The 21,304-nt window shown below is 55.6% G+C and carries 11 protein-coding genes; 8 read left to right on the top strand and 3 right to left on the bottom strand.

Annotated elements, in window-relative coordinates; genetic code table 11:
- Positions 1-124: 124 nt before the first annotated feature.
- Together arsB and BEN30_RS18970 are read left to right on the top strand one after the other, a co-directional pair.
- Complete coding sequence (gene arsB, locus BEN30_RS08085) at positions 125-1,171, top strand: ACR3 family arsenite efflux transporter (protein ID WP_139134923.1); 1,047 nt, start codon at positions 125-127, stop codon at positions 1,169-1,171.
- The gene (locus BEN30_RS18970; RefSeq protein WP_084005253.1) at positions 1,168-1,290 is read left to right on the top strand and encodes an arsenate reductase/protein-tyrosine-phosphatase family protein; all 123 of its coding nucleotides are present in this window, start codon (positions 1,168-1,170) and stop codon (positions 1,288-1,290) included. Before arsB ends, BEN30_RS18970 begins: the two co-directional genes overlap by 4 nt.
- Before the next feature lie 148 nt (positions 1,291-1,438).
- On the opposite strand, the gene BEN30_RS18610 is transcribed toward BEN30_RS18970, so the two are convergent.
- On the bottom strand, positions 1,439-9,190 hold the full coding sequence (locus BEN30_RS18610) for a beta strand repeat-containing protein (protein ID WP_069957838.1): 7,752 nt from the start codon (positions 9,188-9,190) through the stop codon (positions 1,439-1,441).
- Positions 9,191-9,959: 769 nt separating this feature from the next.
- On the opposite strand from BEN30_RS18610, the gene gfa reads away from it, so the two are divergent.
- Positions 9,960-10,517 (top strand): S-(hydroxymethyl)glutathione synthase, encoded by a 558-nt coding sequence (gene gfa / locus BEN30_RS08075; protein ID WP_069957837.1) that lies wholly within the window; start codon positions 9,960-9,962, stop codon positions 10,515-10,517.
- 87 nt (positions 10,518-10,604) lie between these two features.
- Here gfa and fdhF read toward each other — a convergent pair whose 3' ends face one another.
- Together fdhF and BEN30_RS08065 are read right to left on the bottom strand one after the other, a co-directional pair.
- Complete coding sequence (gene fdhF, locus BEN30_RS08070; protein ID WP_069957836.1) at positions 10,605-13,331, bottom strand: formate dehydrogenase subunit alpha; 2,727 nt, start codon at positions 13,329-13,331, stop codon at positions 10,605-10,607.
- Entirely contained in the window at positions 13,328-15,010 is a 1,683-nt protein-coding gene (locus BEN30_RS08065) for an NADH-ubiquinone oxidoreductase-F iron-sulfur binding region domain-containing protein (protein WP_139134922.1), read from the bottom strand. The genes fdhF and BEN30_RS08065 overlap by 4 nt, the downstream gene beginning before the upstream one ends.
- A gap of 286 nt (positions 15,011-15,296) precedes the next feature.
- Here BEN30_RS08065 and mtoX point away from each other — a divergent pair, with 286 nt between their 5' ends.
- The 5 genes from mtoX to BEN30_RS08040 all read left to right on the top strand — a co-directional run bounded on the left by mtoX (position 15,297) and on the right by BEN30_RS08040 (position 21,248).
- Positions 15,297-16,706: a methanethiol oxidase gene (gene mtoX, locus BEN30_RS08060; protein ID WP_084005251.1), complete on the top strand. Its 1,410-nt coding sequence runs from the start codon at positions 15,297-15,299 to the stop codon at positions 16,704-16,706.
- 32 nt (positions 16,707-16,738) lie between these two features.
- Positions 16,739-17,722, top strand: a complete 984-nt coding sequence (locus BEN30_RS08055; protein ID WP_084005249.1) for an SCO family protein — start codon at positions 16,739-16,741, stop codon at positions 17,720-17,722.
- 53 nt (positions 17,723-17,775) lie between these two features.
- Positions 17,776-18,939: a cytochrome-c peroxidase gene (locus BEN30_RS08050; RefSeq protein ID WP_069957833.1), complete on the top strand. Its 1,164-nt coding sequence runs from the start codon at positions 17,776-17,778 to the stop codon at positions 18,937-18,939.
- 27 nt (positions 18,940-18,966) lie between these two features.
- Positions 18,967-19,884, top strand: a complete 918-nt coding sequence (locus BEN30_RS08045) for a LysR family transcriptional regulator (RefSeq protein WP_170826999.1) — start codon at positions 18,967-18,969, stop codon at positions 19,882-19,884.
- A gap of 257 nt (positions 19,885-20,141) precedes the next feature.
- The gene (locus BEN30_RS08040) at positions 20,142-21,248 is read left to right on the top strand and encodes an S-(hydroxymethyl)glutathione dehydrogenase/class III alcohol dehydrogenase (protein WP_069957831.1); all 1,107 of its coding nucleotides are present in this window, start codon (positions 20,142-20,144) and stop codon (positions 21,246-21,248) included.
- Positions 21,249-21,304: the final 56 nt, after the last annotated feature.

Genomic DNA, 21,304 nt, shown 5'->3' with positions numbered 1-21,304 from the left:
GCCCAAAGATTTTGACGACGGACAGTGCATCCGCACTGTCGAGCCTAAATCGAACTGTTGCACCAAATCGGCTTAATTCACGCGGAAGGAACCAGAGATGTCTTCTTCGAAAAACACCGCAGCCCTGGGCCTGTTCGGTCGCTACCTGACCCTATGGGTTGCCTTGTGTGTCGTGATCGGGATTGCGTTGGGCTCGTTCTTTCCCGAACCGTTTCAGGCCATCGGTGGAATCGAAATCGCCAAGGTTAACTTGCCTGTGGCCATGCTCATCTGGCTGATGATCGTGCCGATGCTGCTGAAGATCGATTTTGGTGCATTGCACCGCGTGCGCGAACATTGGCGGGGCATCGGTGTGACGTTATTCGTCAATTGGGCTGTGAAGCCTTTTTCGATGGCTTTTCTTGGTTGGCTGTTCCTACGCCATGTCTTCGCACCGTATCTGCCCCCAGATCAGATCGATTCCTACATCGCGGGCCTGATCATTCTGGCGGCCGCGCCCTGCACGGCGATGGTTTTTGTCTGGAGCCATTTGTGCAACGGAGAACCCCACTTCACGCTCAGCCAAGTGGCTTTAAACGACGTCATCATGGTGTTCGCCTTTGCGCCCATCGTAGGCCTTCTTCTGGGGCTTTCGGCCATCACCGTGCCGTGGGACACCTTATTTCTGTCCGTGCTGATCTATATCGTCGTTCCTGTCGTGATCGCTCAGGTCATCCGCAAGCGGCTCTTAAGTTCCGGAAGCCCCAAACGTCTGGAGCGCGTGTTACACGCCTTAGACCCGGTCTCCATCAGTGCGTTGCTGGTCACGTTGGTTTTGTTGTTTGGATTTCAGGGGGGGCAAATTCTGAACCAGCCCCTGATCATCGCCATCCTGGTGGTGCCAATCTTGTTTCAGGTTTATTTTAACTCCGGCCTCGCCTACCTGCTCAACCGTGCCGTAGGGGAAAGCCACAACGTCGCGGGACCTTCGGCCTTGATCGGCGCCAGCAACTTTTTTGAACTTGCCGTGGCGGCAGCCATCAGCCTGTTTGGGTTCGATAGCGGTGCCGCGCTTGCCACCGTGGTCGGTGTGCTGGTGGAAGTTCCGGTCATGCTGTCGGTGGTTAAAATCGTCAACAGTACGCGGGGTTGGTACGCCGCGCCGCAATTGCGCTCGGGAGGCCGCAAATGAAAGACATCTTGTTTCTGTGTGTGGCCAATTCGGCTCGCAGTCAGATAGCCGAGGGTTTGGCCCGTCAGTTGTTAGACCCTGCCGTGCGGGTGCGTAGCGCCGGGTCCGAACCCAGGTGAGCCAGATCCTCCGTTAAATCAGACGATCCATTGGCCCAAAGATTTTGACGACGGACACCCTAAACGCACCACGTTCTACAAACGCCCCGACGAAAATGACAGTCTCTAAGGCCTGGACCTGGAAGCATCAGGCGAAGCTCTGGAAGCATCAGACGAAGCTGAAATCTGTTGAGTCCAAATTTGTGATGGAGACGTTGGTCAGGGTGATGTCCATGTCTGCAGTGCCGTCGCCGTTGGCATCGACTTGCAATAATTTTGACGTATCGTTGAAGGCGATTTGCGTATTGCCGGTGGCAGAAAATGTTGCCCCTGCAGAACCCGTAAAGTCACCAATCGTGCCGCCCCAAGTTCCGGTTTGAAGGCCAAACAGGTTGATGATGTCAACGCTTGTTGAGGATGTGCCTGCATCAAAATTGGTGATGGTGTCGCCGGTGTTTATGTCGGACTCCGTGGGGGCCGTGTAGTTAAAAATATCTATCCCAGTCCCCCCCGTTAATGTGTCCTGACCGCCAGCGCCGGTGACGGTGTTGTCGCCGTTACCAAGAATAATATTGTTCGCTTCGGCGCTGCCGACAATGACCTGCCCGCTGTTGTCACCGTTGATGGCCGAAATGAAGGAGAGGGTCTTGGTTGAAAAGTCAAAGGTGCCAGAACCAGACAGTGCAATCGAATCGTTTGCGCCATTACCAAAGATGGAGAGGGAACCGGCAGTGGCCAAGGTGTTGGCATCGATGGTTAACACCGTTGTATTGTCCACATCCCAGTCGAGCGAGATAGCCGCGATGCCGGACCCGACGATGAGGTTGGTTAAGTTCATGCCGTCGTCGGACCCGATCACATCGTTTCCAGCGGTGCTTCCGTTGACGGTGGTGGATGTGGTGAACGACGTCGTGCTGTCCAGATACAGGCCGTTCTGACCATTGTCGTCGGTGTCGATATTGATGATTTCGATGCTGGAAACCGTGGCACCTTTGAGTTCTACACTCTGGCTGCTGGAGAGAACGTCCGAACCCGTTCCGCCGTTGACGGTTTCAAATCCATAGATCTCCGTGATGACATTGCCGCCGTTGGCGAGGTTCAACGTATCAACGCCCTGTTCGCCACTGAACGACGCCTTATCCGGCAGGGTGAATGTCGTCAGCAGCGTGATGATATCATTGCCGCTGCCGCCGATGATGTCTTCGACATTGGTAAAGCTGTTGGTGTTGCCGCCATCGGCCAGCTTCACCGTATCAAGTCCAGCACCCAAATCGACGGTCAGGGTGTTGTTGATGGTGTTGCCCATCAACACGATGTCCCTGGCTGCACCGCCGGTGACGGTCTCAACCTGGCTTATTTTGGCAAAGTTCGTGTCTACGGACGTGCCGCCAAAGATGACCGCATCCGTGCCGCCCAACCCGTTGATGTCGAGCAGAGCATTACCTGGGTTGATGTTGAAGGTGTTGTAGCCCGCATCACCGGTCAGGGAGGTGTAGCCCAGTTTGGTGCCCACCGCGTCGAAACGCTGCGTGTAAATGTCGTCATTTCCAGCGGCGGTGGAATTCCAAGTGACGATAAAACCGTCATCGGGCGTTGCCACTACGCTGGGTTGGGTTTGAATACCCGTGGTCGTGGTGTTGACGGTGATATTGCCGCCTACGGCAACGCCGCTTGCATCGTAGATTTGAGCCATAATGTCGAAATCGCCGGGCGTCGTCTCGTTGGTCCAGGTGACTACGAAACCGCCATTTTCCAGTGCGGTAATTGCGGTGTCGGTATAAGCTGTGATCGCATCGATGCTGCCGACCGCGATTTTGCTGCCAAAAACGGAACCGGTTTCGTCATAGCGTTGCACAAAAATGTTGAATGTGGTGGTGGGCGAAGCGGTTGAAGAGGTGCCGCTGAGCCAAGCGATGGCGAAGCCACCATCGTTCAAGCTGGTCAAGCTATGGCCGAGTTCCACAAGGGCCCCATTGTTTTCGACCATCAGTTCGCCCGACAAATATTGAACCGCCGTGCCATCGAATTTCACAATGCGCGCGTACACGCCCGTGTCGGGGGCATTGACTTGGCTCGATATCCACGAGACGACAACGTTGCCGTTGTTCAATGTTGTTGAGCGAGGGGAAGTCTGATCGGCGGTCGTCACGGTGTTGATCATAAACGGGTTGGTCAATGCCGTGCCAGTGGAATCGTAGAACCGGCCATAGATACCTGTGCCGTCCGCATCGATGGACGTAAAGGTGGCAAGAAAGCCACTGTTGTAGGTTTGTGCAATGCTGGCATGGTCAGCGTCTGCGGTGTTCAGTGTAATTGTCGTGCCAACCTGCGTATCGTTTGCGTCGTAAAGGTTGGCATACACGTTCACCCCGTTTGTCCACGACACGCCATAGCCGCCGTTGTCAAAGGCTTCGATATCGTACCAGGTGTTGGCCAACGCAGATGAGGTGATCTGGGTTTCCCCGCCGACGGAAGTCCCTGCGGCATCGTAGCGTTGCATAAAGACTTGCGACGTGTTGGCGTCGTACCATGAAACGATGGAACCACCATCGTTCAAATCCGTAGATCTTGAAACCGTTTGATTGCCCGTCGTCGTCGTGTTGATTAAGCGTTCTCCCGACAGGTTGGCAACGGTGATGGCGCCATCTGAGAAGCTTAAGGTTTCAATGCTGGTGAGGGTGTCGGTGCCGTCAGTGCTTACCGTGTCGGTCATGGTCAAGGTGCCGTTCTCGGCAAAACTCATGGTGTAATTTGCCATCGCGCCAGCAAATATCGCTGTGTCCGTATCCGCGCCGCCGTTGATGGTGTCGTTGCCGACATTGCCCTTGAGCGTATCGTTGCCCGCATCGCCGTTGATGATATCATCATGATAGCCACCATCGATATAGTCGTCGCCCGCGCCGCCGCTCAAGTTGTCGGCTCCCCAACCGCCATACATGGTGTCGCCCAGACTGCTGCCCGTGACGGTGTCGGCGGTCGTGCCCCAGATTGAGCTGTTGGTGCCCAGGAGATAGGGTAGATCCACATCTTGGTCGGCAAAGCGCATGACTTCGATGTTTGATAAAATGTCGCTGCCGTCGGTATTGCCCAGCGCAATTGCAGCTGCGGTTGCGGCGACCGTATAGGTGCTGTTGCCATTATTGGTGATGGTGTAGTCGGCGTAGTTGCCTGTGAACACCGCAACGTCGATGCTCATGTCCGTGCCGCCATCGATGGCGTCATCACCGGCATCGCCAGTGATGAGGTCGATACCATCACCGCCAGTGATGCTGTCGTTACCTAAGCCGCCGTTAATGATGTCGTTGCCAGTATTGCCGAGGAGCGTATCGTTGCCCGCATCGCCGTTGATGATATCGTCATCAATGCCACCGTCGATCGTGTCATTGCCTGCGCCACCGCTTAAGATGTCGGCGGCCCAACCGCCATACATGGTGTCGCCCAGAATGCCGCCCGTGACGGTGTCGGCAGTTGTCCCCCAGATTGAGCTGTTGGTGCCCAGGTTATAGGGCAGATCCACATCTTGGTCGGCGAAGCGCATGATTTCGATGTTTGATAAAATGTCGCTGCCGTCGGTATTGCCCAACGCAATTGCGGCTGCGGTTGCGGCGACCGTATAGGTGCTGTTGCCATTGTCGGTGACGGTATAATCGGTGTAGTTGCCTGTGAACACCGCAACGTCAATGCCCATATCACCGGTGCCGCCGTTGATGGCATCGTTACCCGCTCCGCCAGTAAGTGTGTCTGACCCCAAATCACCGGACAGGGAATCATTGCCGATGTTACCGACAAGCACATCGTTCCCGGTCGTTCCGGTAATCGTTAGGGCGTCAACGATGGCCAACGTAAACGTTTGTTCTGCGGTGGTGAGGGTTCCGTCGGTTACGGTGTAGCCGAACATGTCCGTTGAGGTCTGTGATCCATTTTGCACATACTTGACGTTGCCCGCATCGACATCGGCCTGGGTGAAGGTTCCGTTTGCCACCAAGGCCACGTTATTCAACTCTACGGACCCCGTCGTCGGAACGGACACGAGGGTGTAGATGAGGGCCGAATCCGTGTTGTCTACGTCCGTCGCGTTGAGGTGGCTGGTTTGAAAAATAACGGTGCCGCCCACAAGCAAGGTGTCGCCGTTGGTGCCGCCCGTCAGTGGCGCGTCGTTGACGGAGGCGACAGTGATGCTGACGGTTTGGGTGGCGATGCCGCCATTCCCATCGCTCACCTGAACGGTAAAGCTAGCTGAGCCGTTATAGTTGGCTGTCGGAGTATAAGTGTACGCGCCGGTGTTGGAGTCGATTGACACGGTGCCATTCGTCGCCTGGGTGGAGACGCTGTATGACAGGGTGTCCCCATCAGCGTCCGTGGCGCTCACTTGACCGTTGAAAACGGTGTCTTCCGTAGTGGACGGCTGTACGGGTTGTAAAATTCCACCGTGTGCAGCGGAACCGCTGCCATCGGAATTGGAATCCCAATGGATGGCGACGTTGCCATTATCCAGACCGACGATGGTTGTCGCACCATTGCCTGCCGCATCGGCGGGGCTTTGAATTGTGAACTGCCCGCCGGGCAATGTGAAATCGGAATTGAGATAACACCCTTCAATGGTCGCGACATTGTTACCAGTCGTATTGGCATCGAACCATGTGACCAAATATCCGCCGTCGGATGTTTTGGTCATATCAAATCCGGTCGTTGTGGATGCCCCTCCGGAGGTGCCGACAATGATATCAGAACCGACTTGGGCGCCAGATTGACTCAGAACTTTGACGACAATTTCGCTTGTTGTTCTAGTGACGCCTACCCAACCGCCGTCCGTCGTGGCCACCAAAGGTTGGACAGTGGCTGCGATCTGATTTCCATATGTCGTGCCGTCAGCATTGTAGACCTGCCATTTGGCGCCGGAGTTATCCAAAACAGCAACGAATTTTCCATCAGACAAACCCAACAGGCCAGCAAGCCCTTGGTCGCCTCCTGCTGACGTCGCAAGGGTTTCGGTCCCTACCTTGGTACCTGATGCATCGAAGCGCTGAAAGGCCGCATCGTAACCGCTTGCCCCCAGGGAAGTAGATTGCGTCCAGTACCCCACAACAAAGCCACCATCACTCAAGGCGGTGACTTCGTTTTGCTGTTGATTAAGATCCGCACCTGTGTGGACAACAAACGAATCCCCCTGGTGTGCTCCTGTATTGTCGTAAAGACGCGCAACAACGGTTTGTGTCGCGTCCCCTGTGTAGGTTGAGGAATCAAACGTGACAACAAAACCACCGCCACTTAAGGCCGCAACATGGGGGTCACTTTGATAACTGGTCACGTAATCGTTGACGACAAACTCGTTCCCACGTGGCGTGCCGTCCGGCGCAAATACCCGCGCGACGATCCCATAGGAACTGGTGTCCAGCCCGTTGGTTTCAAGCCATGTCACGACATAGTCGCCATTCGTCATTTTGGCGGAATCAATCATTGTGGTGCCGTTGGAATCGGCCTGCGACCCCGTCGTATATTGGTTGACCGCCGCCAAGCTCCCGCTGGGTTCAAAAGCCGAAATGGTGGAAATCACCGGCGCATCATTGACGGAGGCAACCGTAAAGGTGACCGTTGATGTCGCGATGCCATTGTTACCATCACTGGCGGAAAACACGACCGTGTCCGTGCCAAAATAGTTGGCCTCAGGGGTGTAGGTATAGACACCTGTTGAGCTGTCGAGGTTCACCGTACCGTGCGTAGCGGCTGAGCTCACGGTGTAGCTCAAGGCATCATTATCAACATCGTTTGCACTCACCGTTCCGGTGATGACGGTGTCTTCATCGCCCGTCAGCGTTTCATCGGTGGCTGTGGGGTCATCGTTGACGCCCGTCACTTCGACCGTGACGGTCCCCGTCGCCGTCAGTCCCCCATTATCGGTGGCGATATAGGTGAAGGTGTCGGTGCCAAAATAATTGGCTTCCGGGATGTACGTATAGGTGCCGTCGCTGTCCATGGTGATGGTTGCGTGTGCGGCGTTGAATGTGCCAAGGCTGTAGGTGATCGCGCCACCTTCGGGGTCCGTGGCGGAGACGGTTCCGGAAATGGGGGTTCTATCGTCTTCGGTGGTGGTGTCGTTTGTGTCTGCGGCCGTGGGGGCCTGGTTTGCGGCGGGGGTGTTGTCTTCTGCGGCTTTTGCCGCGGCGGCATCGGCAGCCGCTTGAGCATCTGCTGCCGCTTGGGCTTCGGCTGCAGCTGCCGCTTCCGCTTTGGCCGTCGCCGCTGCTTCTGCCGCCGCTTGGGCTTCGGCTTCCGCAGCAGCGGCCTCAGCTTGGGCTAGGGCTTCGGCGACGGCTGCGGCTGCGGCGGCTAGGGCATCGGCTTGTGCGGCAGCGGCGGCAGCATCGGTTTGTCCCGTGCCGTCATTTCCATTGTTTCCTTCGGTGTTTTGACCGTCGGTGGTGCTGGACTTTTGCGCGGTGTCCGCCGTGTCGGCTTTTTGCGCGGTCGCCGCCGTGTCAGCCTCGGCCTTTTGGGCGGTTTCAAAAGCCTTGGTTTGGGTCGCCTCAGCTGATTTTGCCAGAGTGTTGAATTGTTGGGCTTGTTGTGCCTGAGCGACGGCGACTTGCGCCTCTGCGGCCTTTGTTTCCGCGGCAGCTATTTTGGCTTGGGCTTCGGCTTTGGCTTGGGCGGCTTCTGCAGCTTGGGCTTCGGCCTGGGCTTTGGCGGCTTCGGCCTTGGCGGTGGCCTCGGCGGCTTTGGCTTCGGCGGCAGCAGCCTTAGCAATGGCTTCCGGGTCGCCCGAGGCTTCGGCTTCCGCTTGGGCGGCAGCGGCTTCGGCTTTGGCAGCAGCAGCATCGGCTTCAGCCTGAGTGGCTTCACCGTCGGCCTTTTGCGCCGCTTCGTCGGCTTTTTGCGCCGCTTCGCCCGCCTGCTTGGCCTCGGCGGCGGCCTGCTTGGATTCTGCACCTTTGGCTTGGGCCTGGGCCTCAGCCCGCGTGGCATCGGCGGCAGCTTTTTGCGCCACCACCTTGACCAATTTCGTCAGCGTCGCGCCAAAGCTTTTTTGGATGGCGGCTTGGGACAAAACCACCACTTTAGACGGCGCGCCATTGGCGCTGGTCACGGTGGTCGTCGCCCCGGCGCTGTTCAATACGATGCTGCCGCCACCTGTGTTGATAACGATTTCGCCTACTTTACCATCCACGTCGGGGACCAGAGTGACTTTGTTTTCCGCCCCCTCCGCCGCCGCGTTACCCAACACCGTAGAGCCGCGAATACCAATCGTCGTGGTCGGGGTGCTGACGACCATGCCATCGGGCGAGGTCTTTGCCACTTGGCCGCTGACAAACGAAAACACCCCTTGCACCACTTCGGCTTTGAACACCCCGGTTTGCGCGCTGGCGTCATAGACCATTTCGTCCAAGACCATGCGGCCGTCTTCGGCCAGGGAAAACACCGTGTCATCGACAAAAATAACACTGACGCTGGCTCCGCTGGCGGTTTGCAAAACGTCGCCTTGAAACACAGAACCACCGGTAAGCAACGTTCCTTGCGTGCCGTCGGGGTGGGTGACGGTGACTTGACCTTCAGCTTCATTGACTTGGCCGATGGGTACGCCCAGGCCGGCGTCTTGTTGCGTTGCAGGCGCACCAAAGCCCAACTGCGCCACTTGGCCCGGGGCAACTGGTCCGGCCAGGGCCGTAATGTGCTGAGCGGACAGAGTGGCACCCTCAGGCGTGATCAGTGCGGGTGGTGTTTCCGTCATGAAAAAATCGGGGGCTAAAAACTGGCTGCCGCTGGCTGTTTGGATCAAAAGGTCAGGGCCAGCACGGTTGAAATAGGCACGCACAAAATCTTCACCGGATGGCAATTCAATATTGCCGTGGGTGTTAGATGGTTCCAATACTTTAACATGATCCGAATGTTGTGTGCTCAGATCATCAAAAATATAGCCTTCCATAATGAGGCCCTCATGGAAGATGGTTAAAAAACATCGAGCACATTAGACTTATTATACACACAATTGATATGTGGTTATTGTCATGGTTAGCATAAAACTAATACAAAACAAAATAGTCTAAACCGACATTTCCCAAATGTCCTTCGTATCGCAACCAATATTAGATGATCCCTGAAATAACGTCCGCTAAGCACCCCAAAGCAGACCTGACCTTTCTGAATGGCCGCTTGCAGGCTGGCAGTAGTCGTAAGGCCGTGCCCTCTGTTGAATGCGTTGGTTTGTATAACTTATCGACAACTCGTTGAAATATTTCATTTCTTTATGTGAATTCTCACGACTTCAACAAAAGGTCGAAACTGGCGGTAGCTGCCTCCAGCTACCAACAGGAATAACCCGTGACCGATATGCAATCTCCTCGACGACGGACCATGTGGACGGCGCCTATAAATTTGAGTTACACGAAATATACAAACCTTCCTAAAGAGGGCGCGGAACGACAGCATTTGTCCTGGGATTGTGAGCAGATCCTCGGTGCACATATCATCAACCGTGTCAGATCTGAAGCGTATACAAAATGACCCGTATATCATCGCAAATCTTGCAGATGAGTCTGCTGCTTCATGGAAAGTTGTCATAGGCTATTTCTATCAATTCATAAATATAAATGCAATTTACGGAATTAAACGATTAAATTATTTTGAAATCATAAATTTATAACAATATGTCTAGTATTGTATAAGTACTAGGTGTCTATTCGTGGAGGTTTTAAATGAGTGATTCTGTGAAAATTCATCCGGCTGTTGACGGCGGCGTCAAAGCTGGCGCTGATGGTTTCAATGGCGGCGAATTGAGTTGCAACTGCGCTACCGACAAGGTCGTTGTCCGCGTGGCGGCGCAAAGCGCCCATAACCATGTCTGTGGCTGCACAAAATGTTGGAAACCGGCAGGCGCGTTGTTCTCGCAAGTGGCCGTTGTGCCACGTGACAAAGTGACCGTGACGGCTAACGCTCATAAGCTGAAGGTCGTTGATGAAAGTGCCACGATCCAACGCCATGCTTGCACGGAATGTGGTACTCACATGTATGGACGCATTGAAAATACCGGTCATCCATTCTACGGCCTGGATTTCATCCACACCGAGTTGTCAGACAGTGACGGTTGGTCTGGGGCCGAGTTTGCCGCATTTGTTTCTTCGATCATCGAATCGGGCACCAAGCCAGAAGACATGTCAGGCGTGCGCGCACGGCTGAAGGAATTGAACCTGGAGCCTTATGACTGCCTGTCTCCCCCGTTGATGGACGCCATCGCCGCCCATATGGCGAAATGATTTATCCCCCAACCTCGTCCGTTCGTTGAGGTGACTTGGCCGCTCGTCGTTATCCCAAACGGCGGGCGGTTTTTTTAAGGCGTGCACTCAAAGGGCGGTGACCTTGACTGCGCAGACTTTGAATTCCGGAATTTTGCCGTAGGGATCCAGCTTTGGATTGGTCAGAAGATTGGCGGCGGCCTCGTGAAAACAAAACGGGATGAAGGCGAGACCTTCCGGGACGTCGCGGTCAGCCCTAACCATCAGTTCCACTTCTCCGCGACGGCTTTCGACCTTGACGTGCGCCCCTGCGCTCACGCCCAGCTTGCCGATGGCTTTGGGGTGGAGCGACACGGTGGGGTGTGGCTCAATCGCGTTTAAGACATCCGCCGGGCGGGTCATCGCGCCAGTGTGCCAGTGTTCCAGAACACGTCCGGTGGTGAGCAGGAAGGGATACGCCTCATCGGGCATCTCATCGGGCGGTGTCAAGTCGGCGGGTACCAAACGCGCACGCCCGGATGCCGTGGGGAAGCCATCGCCGAACAAGATGTCTTGGCCGGGCAAGTGTTCGTCCGTGCAGGGGTAGACGACGCTGTTGTCGCGTTGCAGACGGTCCCACGATATACCCGATATCGAGGGCATCAGGGTGCGCATTTCCGCATAAACCTCTTCAGGGCCCGCGTAGTTCCATGCGCACCCCAGACGTTCGGCCAAATTGCAGATCAAATCAAAATCTTGACGTGCATCGCCAGGCGGGTGAACGACTTTCCGGCCCATCTGCACTTGACGGTTGGTGTTGGTGTAGGTGCCGGTTTTTTCGTAAAACGTCGAAGCGGGCAGGATCACGTCTGCCAGCCATGCGGTTTCGGTGAGAAATATATCTTGAACCACCAAGTGTTCCAGCTTGGCCAAACCCGCGCGGGCATGGTTGGCATCGGGGTCAGACATGGCCGGATTTTCCCCCATCACATACATGCCCTTGATGACGCCCGCGTTGGCGGCGTCCATGGTTTCCACCACCGTAAGACCCGGAATTGGGGACAGTTTGGTACCCCATGCCGCCTCGAACCGGGCGCGAACGGCGTCATCCTTAATGGACGCATAATCGGGCAAGAACATGGGAATCAAGCCGACGTCAGATGCGCCCTGAACATTGTTCTGGCCGCGCAGGGGATGAAGTCCGGTGCCGGGACGACCGATGTGTCCGGTGATCAGCGCAAGGGCGATCAAGGCGCGTGCATTGTCGGTGCCGTGGACATGTTGCGACACGCCCATGCCCCAAAAGATGATGGAACGTTTGGCCGTCGCATATTGGCGCGCCACCTGGCGCAGAATGGACGCGTCAATGCCCGTCAAGTCCGCCATGCGTTCCGGGGTATAATCCTTTACGGCCTTAACCAGTTCATCATAACCGTCAACGAACTTGGCGATGAAATTCTGGTCGGTCAGTCCTTCAAAAATGATGGTGTGGAGCAGGGCGTTGATCAGCGCCACATCGGTGCCGGATTTGAAGTTCAGTTGCTGACCATAGCGTGCCAATCCCTGTCCGCGTGGGTCAAAGATGATCAGTTTCGCTCCGCGTTTGGCGGCGGTTTTGAAACATGCGGCGGCGACGGGGTGATTCCATTCGGGGCGTGATCCAATAAGGATGATCACGTCGGCCTCCTCGGCGGCCATGAATGGGGCTGTTACGGCGGCGGACCCGACGCCCTCCAGCAGTGCCGCAACTGAGGAGGCGTGGCACAAACGGGTGCAGTGGTCGACATTGTTGGAGCCAAACGCAGTGCGAATCAACTTTTGAAACAGATAGGCTTCTTCGTTGGAGCCCTTGGCGGACCCAAATCCCGACAGCGCCGCGCCGCCATCGCGGGCCCGGATGGTTTTAAAACCGTCTGCAGCCAGTGCCAAGGCTTCATCCCAGGTGGCTTCGCGAAAGGCGTCTAAGCGTTTGTCGGGCGGTGGAATATCTGCGGGGGTCTTGGCCGCTCCGCCCTTGCGGATCAGAGGTTTGGTGAGGCGTGCGACATTGTGGGTGTAGCTAAACCCAAAGCGCCCCTTGACGCACAGGCGGTGGTGATTAGACGGACCGTCCAGTCCTTCGGCAAGGACGATTTTGCCTTTACGTTCGGTGTATTCGATTTGACAGCCGACACCGCAAAACGGACAGGTGGAGGCAATTTTTTGATCGCCTGTCTGGGGGGCGAAGGCTTCATGGGCCGGGCGCAGCGCCCCCGTGGGGCAGGCTTCGACACATTCGCCGCATGCCACGCAGGTGCTGTTGCCCAGGTCGTCACCTTGGTCAAAAACGATGCGGGTGTGCGCTCCCCTTCCTGAGAAACCGATCACATCGTTGGATTGAACGTCCCGGCAAGCGCGAATGCACAGCCCGCAGGTGATGCATGCCGACGGTTTAAAGTGAATGGCGGGATGACTTTGGTCTGCGTCTGCTTGGGTGGGCGACGCAAAGCGGCTCTCCGCAAGGCCCATGTGGTCTGCCCAGGCACGCACATCGGAAATGGTGGCGTCCGTGTTGCCGGGATGGTCCGCCAACAGCATTTCCACGACCATGCGCCGGGCCGTTTGGGCACGCGGCGTATCGGTGCGAATGTCCATGCCGCTCTGCACAGGGCGGCGACACGACGCGGCCAAGGTTCGCTCGCCCTTGACCTCAACCAAGCAAGCCCGGCAGTTGCCGTCCGCGCGATAGCCTTGGCGGGGTTTGTAACAGAGATGCTCAATATCGATGCCGTGGCGCTTCGCGGCCTGCCAGATGGTTTCTCCGGACTCAGCGGTGACGGCTTGACCGTTGAGGGTGAAGGCGATGGGGTTTGTCATGCGCGGTCCTTGGGCTTGAAGTCATCGCTAAAGTGACGCAGTGCACTAATGACCGGATTGGGGGCGGCCTGACCCAGGCCACAGATCGATCCGTCCCGCATCACCTGCGATAGCTCTTCGATGATGTCCCGGTGCGCATGGGGATCGTCCAGAAAACTTTGCAGTTTTGGAATTCCGGAACGGCACGGCGTGCATTGCCCGCAACTTTCGTGGGCGAGAAAGTCCATCAGGTCGCGGACCAAGTTCGGCACATCGTCGTGATCGGACAGCACCACAACGGCGCTGGAGCCGACGAAACATCCGTACGGTTCCAAAGTGCCAAAATCGAGCGGCACGTCGGCAAGGCTGGCGGGCAACAGGCCACCCGAAGCCCCACCCGGCAGGTAGCCTTTCAGCACATGACCTTCAGACATGCCGCCGGCGTAGTCATCGATCAACTGGCGGACCGTCACCCCCGCCGGGGCCAGCTTGACGCCCGGCGTTTTAACGCGCCCCGACACCGAATAAAAATGCCGACGTCCCCGCGCCAGAAAATCTGCGCCCCCAGTGTTCAAGATATCGGTCACCCAATACAGGGTCTCGACATTGTTGACCAAGGTCGGACGGCCGAACAGGCCCGCTTGGGCCGGAAACGGTGGGCGATTGCGCGGCAATCCGCGTTTGCCTTCCAGGCTTTCCAGCATGGCGCTTTCTTCGCCGCACACATAGGCCCCGGCGCCGCGCCGCAGATGCAGGCGAATACCGTGGGTGAGTGCGCGGCGCATCAGCTGCTCGATCTCGGTACTTAAGATCGTGTGGATGTGCGGGTACTCGTCGCGCAGATAGATGTACACGTCGTCGGCTTCGATTGAGAAAGCGGCGATCAACGCGCCTTCGAGCACCCGGTGAGGCTGCGTTTCGAGAAGATGGCGATCTTTGAAAGTGCCGGGTTCGCCCTCATCGGCGTTGACAGCGACCACTCGCGGTTTGGTCTGACCGTCCAGGAAACGCCATTTTTGCGCCACCGGAAATCCCGCACCACCAAGTCCACGCAAGCCGGACACCTCAAGTTCGCGAAAAACATCTTTGCGGGTGAGCACGCCGCTCATCAGAGCGTGGAATGCCTGGTAACCCTCTGCTGCCAAATAACCATCCAAGTTTTCATAGGTCCCGATTTTGGCTTTGCTGTCACCGGACCTTGTCGCCGCAGCAACCGTTTGGGCGGTGGCCGAGGGGATGATATTTTTGCCTAGGGCGGCGACCGGAGCGCCATCGCAGCGCCCAACGCACGGTACCTCTTCAATGCGGGCGCCGCCTTGCAGGTCGCCGAGCTCATGGACTAAGGCCTCGGCACCTTGCATCTTGCAGCTTGGACCATTGCACACGCGAATGGTGAGCGGTGGCGGTGCTACATCACCGTCTCGCGTGACTTGAAAGTGCGCATAAAATGTTGCGGTCTCATAGACCTCGGCCTGGGACAGCTTCATCACATGCGCCAGCGCGGCGAGCCGATCAGGCGAGATGTGCCCATAGCGGTCTTGGATGAGGTGAAGGTATTCAATTAATTCATCGCGGGGAAAATTGGCGTGAGCAAGGGCCGAATCGGCCACAAGGTCGAGAATATCCGTCCCACTCTGCTCGTTCAAACTGCGCCCCTTGGGGAAGGCGGAGGAGTTTTTGCGGCGCGGTTGCTCAGTCATTTCTGGACCATTTTTCATGATTGTTTTGCATCGGCTATATGCGGCGAAGCGCTAATCCCTCATTTTGGAAAGCAATTTCAGCTTAATAGTTAAAAGCTATCAACCAATTGAATTAAACAATTTCATTTATAATTATAAAAATTACAAGATGAATGACAATTGCTCTATCACGTGTCCTAAGTAAACACAACAGTGAAAAGGTAATTTGTACTGTCAATTATCTGATAAATAACAATAATAATCGTCGGATTTTGTCAGTCTTATAGTCAAACCGGGAGGAAAGTGTATGAATATCTATAATATTGTTCGTAGTAAAAGCGCCCGTTACGCATTTGCTGCTGCGGCGCTATTGGGTGCCACGACCATGTCAGCGCCCAGCGGAGTTCTGGCCGATGAAACGTGCCAGTCACCTTACATGGCGAAAATCACCGGCCAGGAAGATTTTGTTTACGTGTGGACGCTTGGTATCGAGGGTCTGGGAGACGGTTCCGATAAATTGGTCACCGTCGATGTCCGCCCGGATTCTCCGAGCTATGGCAAAGTCGTCAACTCCCTGTCCGTTGGCGGACGCAACGAAGCTCACCATTCGGGCTTTACGGATGACCGTCAGTATCTGTGGGCAGGTGGCCTGGATACCTCCAAGCTGTGGTTGTTTGATGTCCATTCAGACCCCGCCAAGCCGACGGTTTACAAAGTCATCAATGACTTCGTCGAAAAGTCAGGCGGCGTTGTCGGCCCGCACACGACCTATGCACTACCGGGTCGTATCATGATCACGGGTCTTTCCAACGACCAAGACCATGGCGGTCGAACCGCGTTGGTGGAATACACCAACGAGGGCGAATATATCTCCACCCACTGGGTGCCGACCAAAAAGGACAGCGGCGGGGCCAAGTTGAGTTCGATGACTGACGGATACAATTATGATGTCCGCGTGTTGCCGCGCCGTAACGTGATGCTGACCTCGTCGTTTACCGGCTGGTCCAACTACATGATGGACTTCGGCAAAATGCTGCAAGATCCGGAAGCCATGAAACGGTTCGGCAACACGGTAACGGTTTGGGATTTGCATTCGCGAAAGCCCACCAAAGTGCTCGACGTTCCGGGCGCGCCGTTGGAATTGCGCTTTGCTTGGGGCCCGACCCACAACTATGCCTTCACCACCACGGCCCTGACATCGAAGATCTGGTTGATCTATGAAGATGACAAGGGCGAATGGCAGGCTGAGGCGGTGGCCGACATTGGTGATCCATCGAAGATTCCGCTGCCGGTCGACATCTCCATTTCCGCCGACGATAACTACATGTGGGTGCAGACCTTCATGGACGCCAAATCCCGTTTGTTCGACATTTCCGATCCGCACCACCCCAAGCAGATCTACGAACATACGGTTGGCAAGCAGGTGAACATGGCTTCGCAGTCTTGGGATGGCAAGCGCATGTACTACACCACCTCGCTGTTGGCGAACTGGGATAAGAAGGGTGAAGACGGCGAGCAGTTCTTCAAGGCTTACAACTGGGACGGCAAGGCTATGACGGAACAGTTTTCGATCGATTTCTTGAAGGAAAAGCTGGGCCGTGCGCACCAGATGCGGTTCGGCGCATACTCTTTGTACGGCAAAACGGCGGCCATGATCGAGAAAGACAAAGCTAAGCAGTCCGCGTCTTTGGTCCAATCGACCAAAGTGCAAAACTGATCCGTAGTGACCCGTATAGGAAGGAAAGACACATGAGACATCATCCCAACCGTAAAGGCGATTTCTCATTCGTCACCCCTAAGACGTCTTTCCTCACCGCGTTTGCGATGGCGGCCTGTGCCGCCATCGCATTCTTTTCTTGGGGCGACTTTAGGGATGGCGCTGCGGCGCATGACACCCAAAACGAACCACTTAAGGCCACTCAGTCTAGGCCACAAGCAAAGCGCTCCACCGTCGACATGACCCAGGCGCGGGTCATCGTCAACCCAGGCGGCGTGCAGTTTACCCCGCCCGAACCCGGAACGTATGTATTGGCCAGAATTGGCCGCGGCGTTGATGGCGATGTCGTGGATGTATTGGGCCAAAAACGAAAGCTGTTCGATATCCTTGGCGACAAGGTCGGTTTGATCAGTTTCATCTATACCCAATGCGGTGATGAAACCGGATGCCCCATGGCGATTTCAAGCTTTTATGAGGTTGAAGACCTGATCAATGCGGACCCATCGCTGAAATCCAGCATCAAAATGGTGACTTTGAGCTTCGATCCGATCAATGATACCCCGGACGTGATGGCGGATTTTGCCAATGTCCATGCTGACGATAGCGTCGACCACAGTTTGCACTTCCACACCTTGGAAGCAAAATTCGGAACCGAGCAGGCCACACAGATGGTTGCGCTTTTGGGGCCAGAGTCCATTTGCAGAGGCGCCGCGAAACAAACCGATGGAAGTTGGTCTGTGCAAAAAGGAACGGTGGATCAAACCTGGACTTTTTTAACCACAGCATCGGAAGCCGACTTGAATCCGATCTTGGATGGTTACGGTCAATACATCGTCAAAGACATTGACGAGGAAGGGCATCAGATCGGTTCATTTTCGCACGTGCTTAAGGTCTATTTGGTCGACCGGAACCACAAGGTCAGAAACATCTATTCGACCTCGTTCCTTTACCCGGAGCTGGTGGTCAACGATCTGAAGACATTGCTTTTGGAACAACGCATGAGCGCGGCCAAATGAGGAGGGCCAAATGGTATAAGAAAATTCACGCTGTAATTCGTACAGGATGCGTGATGTTGGCGATTGTGGGCTGCGGGTCTGCGCTTGGGACTGTTGATGGTGCTGAATTGACCATCACGTCGTTCGACCAAAATGCCGTCCAACGGGCGCACAATCCACCCTTGGGTTTGCCGTCCTTGCCTAAATCGGTGCTGGCGGCGATCACGCCTGAAAAGGTATCGTTGGGGCGCAAGCTGTTTTTTGATCGCCGCCTGTCGCACAACGGCACCATTTCGTGCGCCATGTGCCACGTGCCGGAACAAGGCTTCACGGTCAACGAAATCGCCACAGCCGTCGGTATGGAGGGGCGCACCGTGCGCCGCAATGCGCCGACAATACTCAATGCGGCCTATTACACCACCATGTTTCATGATGGGCGAGACCCCGATCTGGAACATCAGGTGTTCGGCCCACTCACGTCACGGGTGGAAATGAGCAATCCCTCATTGGGTTACGTGATTGAAACCATCCGTCATACAAAAGACTATGATGGCTTGTTCGAACAGGCCTACAACGCGCCGGTAAGTTTAGATGTCCTGGGAGACGCTATAGCGGTTTATGAACGCACAGTTCTGTCCGCCAATTCACCGTTTGACCGGTGGTATTTCGGCAATGAAGAGGATGCCGTGTCGCAAGAGGTCAAGGCCGGCTTCAATCTGTTCGTCAGCAAGGGCGGATGTGTGGCATGTCATACTATTGACGGGGATCATGCGCTCTTCACCGACAACGCCTTTCACAACACCGGGGTCGGTTACTTCAACACCTTCGGCCCCCAGGAGGGTGACGTCGAAGTGTACCTCGCACCGGGCGTCAGCGGCACCGTGACGCGGGCAGCGATCAATGCGGTCGGGCAGGAAAAACCGGAGGATATCGGGCGCTATGAAGTGACCTTGGATACCCATGATCGGTGGAAATACAAAACGCCGATGCTGCGCAACGTTGCCAAAACCGCGCCCTATATGCACGAAGGTTCTTTGCGAACGCTTGAAGACGTGGTCAAATTCTACAACCAGGGCGGCTTGAAGAACCCAGGACTGGATGAAAAGCTCAAACCCCTGGGGATGACGACGCAAGAGCAACGTGCATTGGTCCGTTTCTTGGAAAGCTTGACCGGGGATAACATTGAAGCCTTGATCGCAGATGCACGCAGTACAAAAGTGGGCAACCCAACACACTGATCATCCGCAAGGGTGGGAGGACAAAAAGTGATCGTTCGACGCTTGGTATACCTTTCGGCGCTGGCCGAAGAGAAGCATTTCGGCCGGGCTGCTCAGAAATGCAATGTTTCACAGCCAACACTGTCCAGCGCCATTCGCCAGCTTGAAGAAGAGCTGGGCATCCCCATTGTGCACCGCGGGCATCGCTTTTCCGGGTTTACCCAAGAAGGCTTGCGGGTGCTTGAACACGCCAATCGCGTCTTGTCCGAAAGCGAAAAACTCAAAGAAGAGCTCAACCTTATGCGCGACGGTCTGGCGGGCACGTTGCGCATCGGTGTGGTGCCTTCGGTTTTGCCCATTGCGGCGTGGGTGACGTCGCGGTTCGGCAAAAACCACCCCGGTGTGTTCATTGAGGTCACAAGCCGAAGTGCCCAGGGCATCTTGAGTGATCTGGAGAGCTTTGCTCTGGATTTGGGAATTTCCTATCTGGACGAGACGCGCATGGCCAAAATTAAGGAACTGCCGCTCTATACGGAAAACCTGGCCCTGCTGACCCCCATCCACGGCCCCTTCACCGGACGCGACAGCGTGACGTGGACGGAAACCATAAACACGCCGTTGGTGCTGCTCAACAAAACCATGCAAAATCGGCGCATCATCGACAAAATTTATGGCGAATTGGGCCATGAAGTGCGCCCGCAAATCGAGACCAATTCGCTGATGAACTTGGCCGCGCACGTCCGTTCGGGCGGATGGTCCGGAGTCGTGCCCAGGGAATGCTTCGCATTTTGCTCGGAGCCACCCGGCACCCGCATGATCAAAATTGTAGAGCCGGAAATTTCTCACGTGATCGGTTTGCAGATGGCTGAAATCGAGCATCCCTCGGTTGTGACGGAAAGCTTTTTCAAGGCCGCGGAAGAACTCGATATTGATTCGATGTTCTTTGAAGACTGTACCCGCGTGTAGACAGAATAGATCCTGAAGGGATTGAAATCTGAGACTATTTTCCATATGTTTTGATTCATTAAAAAAAACTATCAACGGATCAAAACAAATCATTTTCATTGCCGGGATAGATATAGGTAACTGAGTTCCGCAGAATGTTGTCCCGTTGATCCGATCCACAGAGACCGGTTCGACACAGGTATTTTGCAACAGAGATCACAAAAGCAGATGTGCGTATGTCTGAGGACGAAACGTCGAACTGCATCAGGGAGAAGAACATGGACGTTAAAGCCGCGGTCGCGTTTAAAGCAGGCCAGCCGTTGAGCATCGAAACGGTTCAACTGGAAGGGCCCAAGGCCGGCGAAGTGTTGGTCGAAATGAAGGCGACCGGCATTTGCCATACGGATGCTTTCACCCTTTCGGGCGATGACCCCGAAGGTATTTTTCCCGCCATTTTGGGACATGAAGGTGCGGGCGTTGTGGTCGATATCGGCCCCGGCGTGACTTCCGTACAAAAAGGCGACCATGTCATTCCACTCTACACCCCTGAGTGCCGCCAATGCAAGTATTGCCTGTCGGGTAAAACCAACCTGTGTCAGGCGATCCGCGCCACCCAGGGCCGCGGTGTGATGCCCGACGGCACCAGCCGTTTCTCCATAGACGGCGAACCAATCTACCACTACATGGGAACCTCGACCTTTGCCAATTATTCGGTGATGCCGGAAATCTCGGTGGCGAAAATCCGCAAGGACGCCCCGTTTGATAAAGTCTGTTACATCGGTTGCGGTGTGACCACGGGTGTCGGCGCGGTGATCAACACCGCCAAAGTGACGCCGGGCTCAACCGTCGCCGTGTTCGGTTTGGGCGGAATCGGCCTCAACGTCATTCAGGGCGCGCGGATGGTCGGAGCGGATATCATCATTGGTGTTGATATCAACCCGAGTAAGATTCCCCTGGCGACGCAGTTCGGCATGACCCACTTCGTGAATCCCAAAGAAGTCAGCAACGTGGTTGAAGCCATCGCCGACATTACCGATGGCGGTGTTGATTACAGTTTCGAATGCATCGGCAACACGACGACCATGCGCCAGTCGCTGGAATGCTGTCATAAGGGTTGGGGCGAAAGCGTGATTATCGGTGTCGCAGGCGCGGGTCAAGAGATTTGCACCCGCCCGTTCCAATTGGTCACGGGCCGGGTGTGGAAAGGTTCAGCCTTCGGCGGGGCGCGCGGTCGTACCGATGTGCCGAAGATCGTCGATTGGTACATGAACGGCAAAATCGATATCGATAGCCTGATCACCCACAAGATGCCTCTTGAAGACATCAACAAGGGGTTCGATTTGATGCATCGCGGGGAATCCATCCGCACCGTCGTCGAATTTTAAGGTTCTCAATTTTCGGTTTTCAATTTCAGGTTTTCCCAGGGGGCCGGTGGCCTCTA

Source organism: Magnetovibrio blakemorei, assembly GCF_001746755.1.
Taxonomy (GTDB): domain Bacteria; phylum Pseudomonadota; class Alphaproteobacteria; order Rhodospirillales; family Magnetovibrionaceae; genus Magnetovibrio; species Magnetovibrio blakemorei.
The sequence above is the reverse complement of the archived record's forward strand: the minus strand, read 5'-3'. Positions and strand labels throughout refer to the sequence as shown.

Coding starts and splice junctions, on each gene's coding strand:
- BEN30_RS18970 (WP_084005253.1), top strand. CDS start 1,168: ATGAAAGACATCTTGTTTCTGTGTGTGGCCAATTCGGCTCGCAGTCAG.
- BEN30_RS18610 (WP_069957838.1), bottom strand. CDS start 9,190: ATGGAAGGCTATATTTTTGATGATCTGAGCACACAACATTCGGATCAT.
- gfa (WP_069957837.1), top strand. CDS start 9,960: ATGAGTGATTCTGTGAAAATTCATCCGGCTGTTGACGGCGGCGTCAAA.
- fdhF (WP_069957836.1), bottom strand. CDS start 13,331: ATGACAAACCCCATCGCCTTCACCCTCAACGGTCAAGCCGTCACCGCT.
- BEN30_RS08065 (WP_139134922.1), bottom strand. CDS start 15,010: ATGACTGAGCAACCGCGCCGCAAAAACTCCTCCGCCTTCCCCAAGGGG.
- mtoX (WP_084005251.1), top strand. CDS start 15,297: ATGAATATCTATAATATTGTTCGTAGTAAAAGCGCCCGTTACGCATTT.
- BEN30_RS08055 (WP_084005249.1), top strand. CDS start 16,739: ATGAGACATCATCCCAACCGTAAAGGCGATTTCTCATTCGTCACCCCT.
- BEN30_RS08050 (WP_069957833.1), top strand. CDS start 17,776: ATGTTGGCGATTGTGGGCTGCGGGTCTGCGCTTGGGACTGTTGATGGT.
- BEN30_RS08040 (WP_069957831.1), top strand. CDS start 20,142: ATGGACGTTAAAGCCGCGGTCGCGTTTAAAGCAGGCCAGCCGTTGAGC.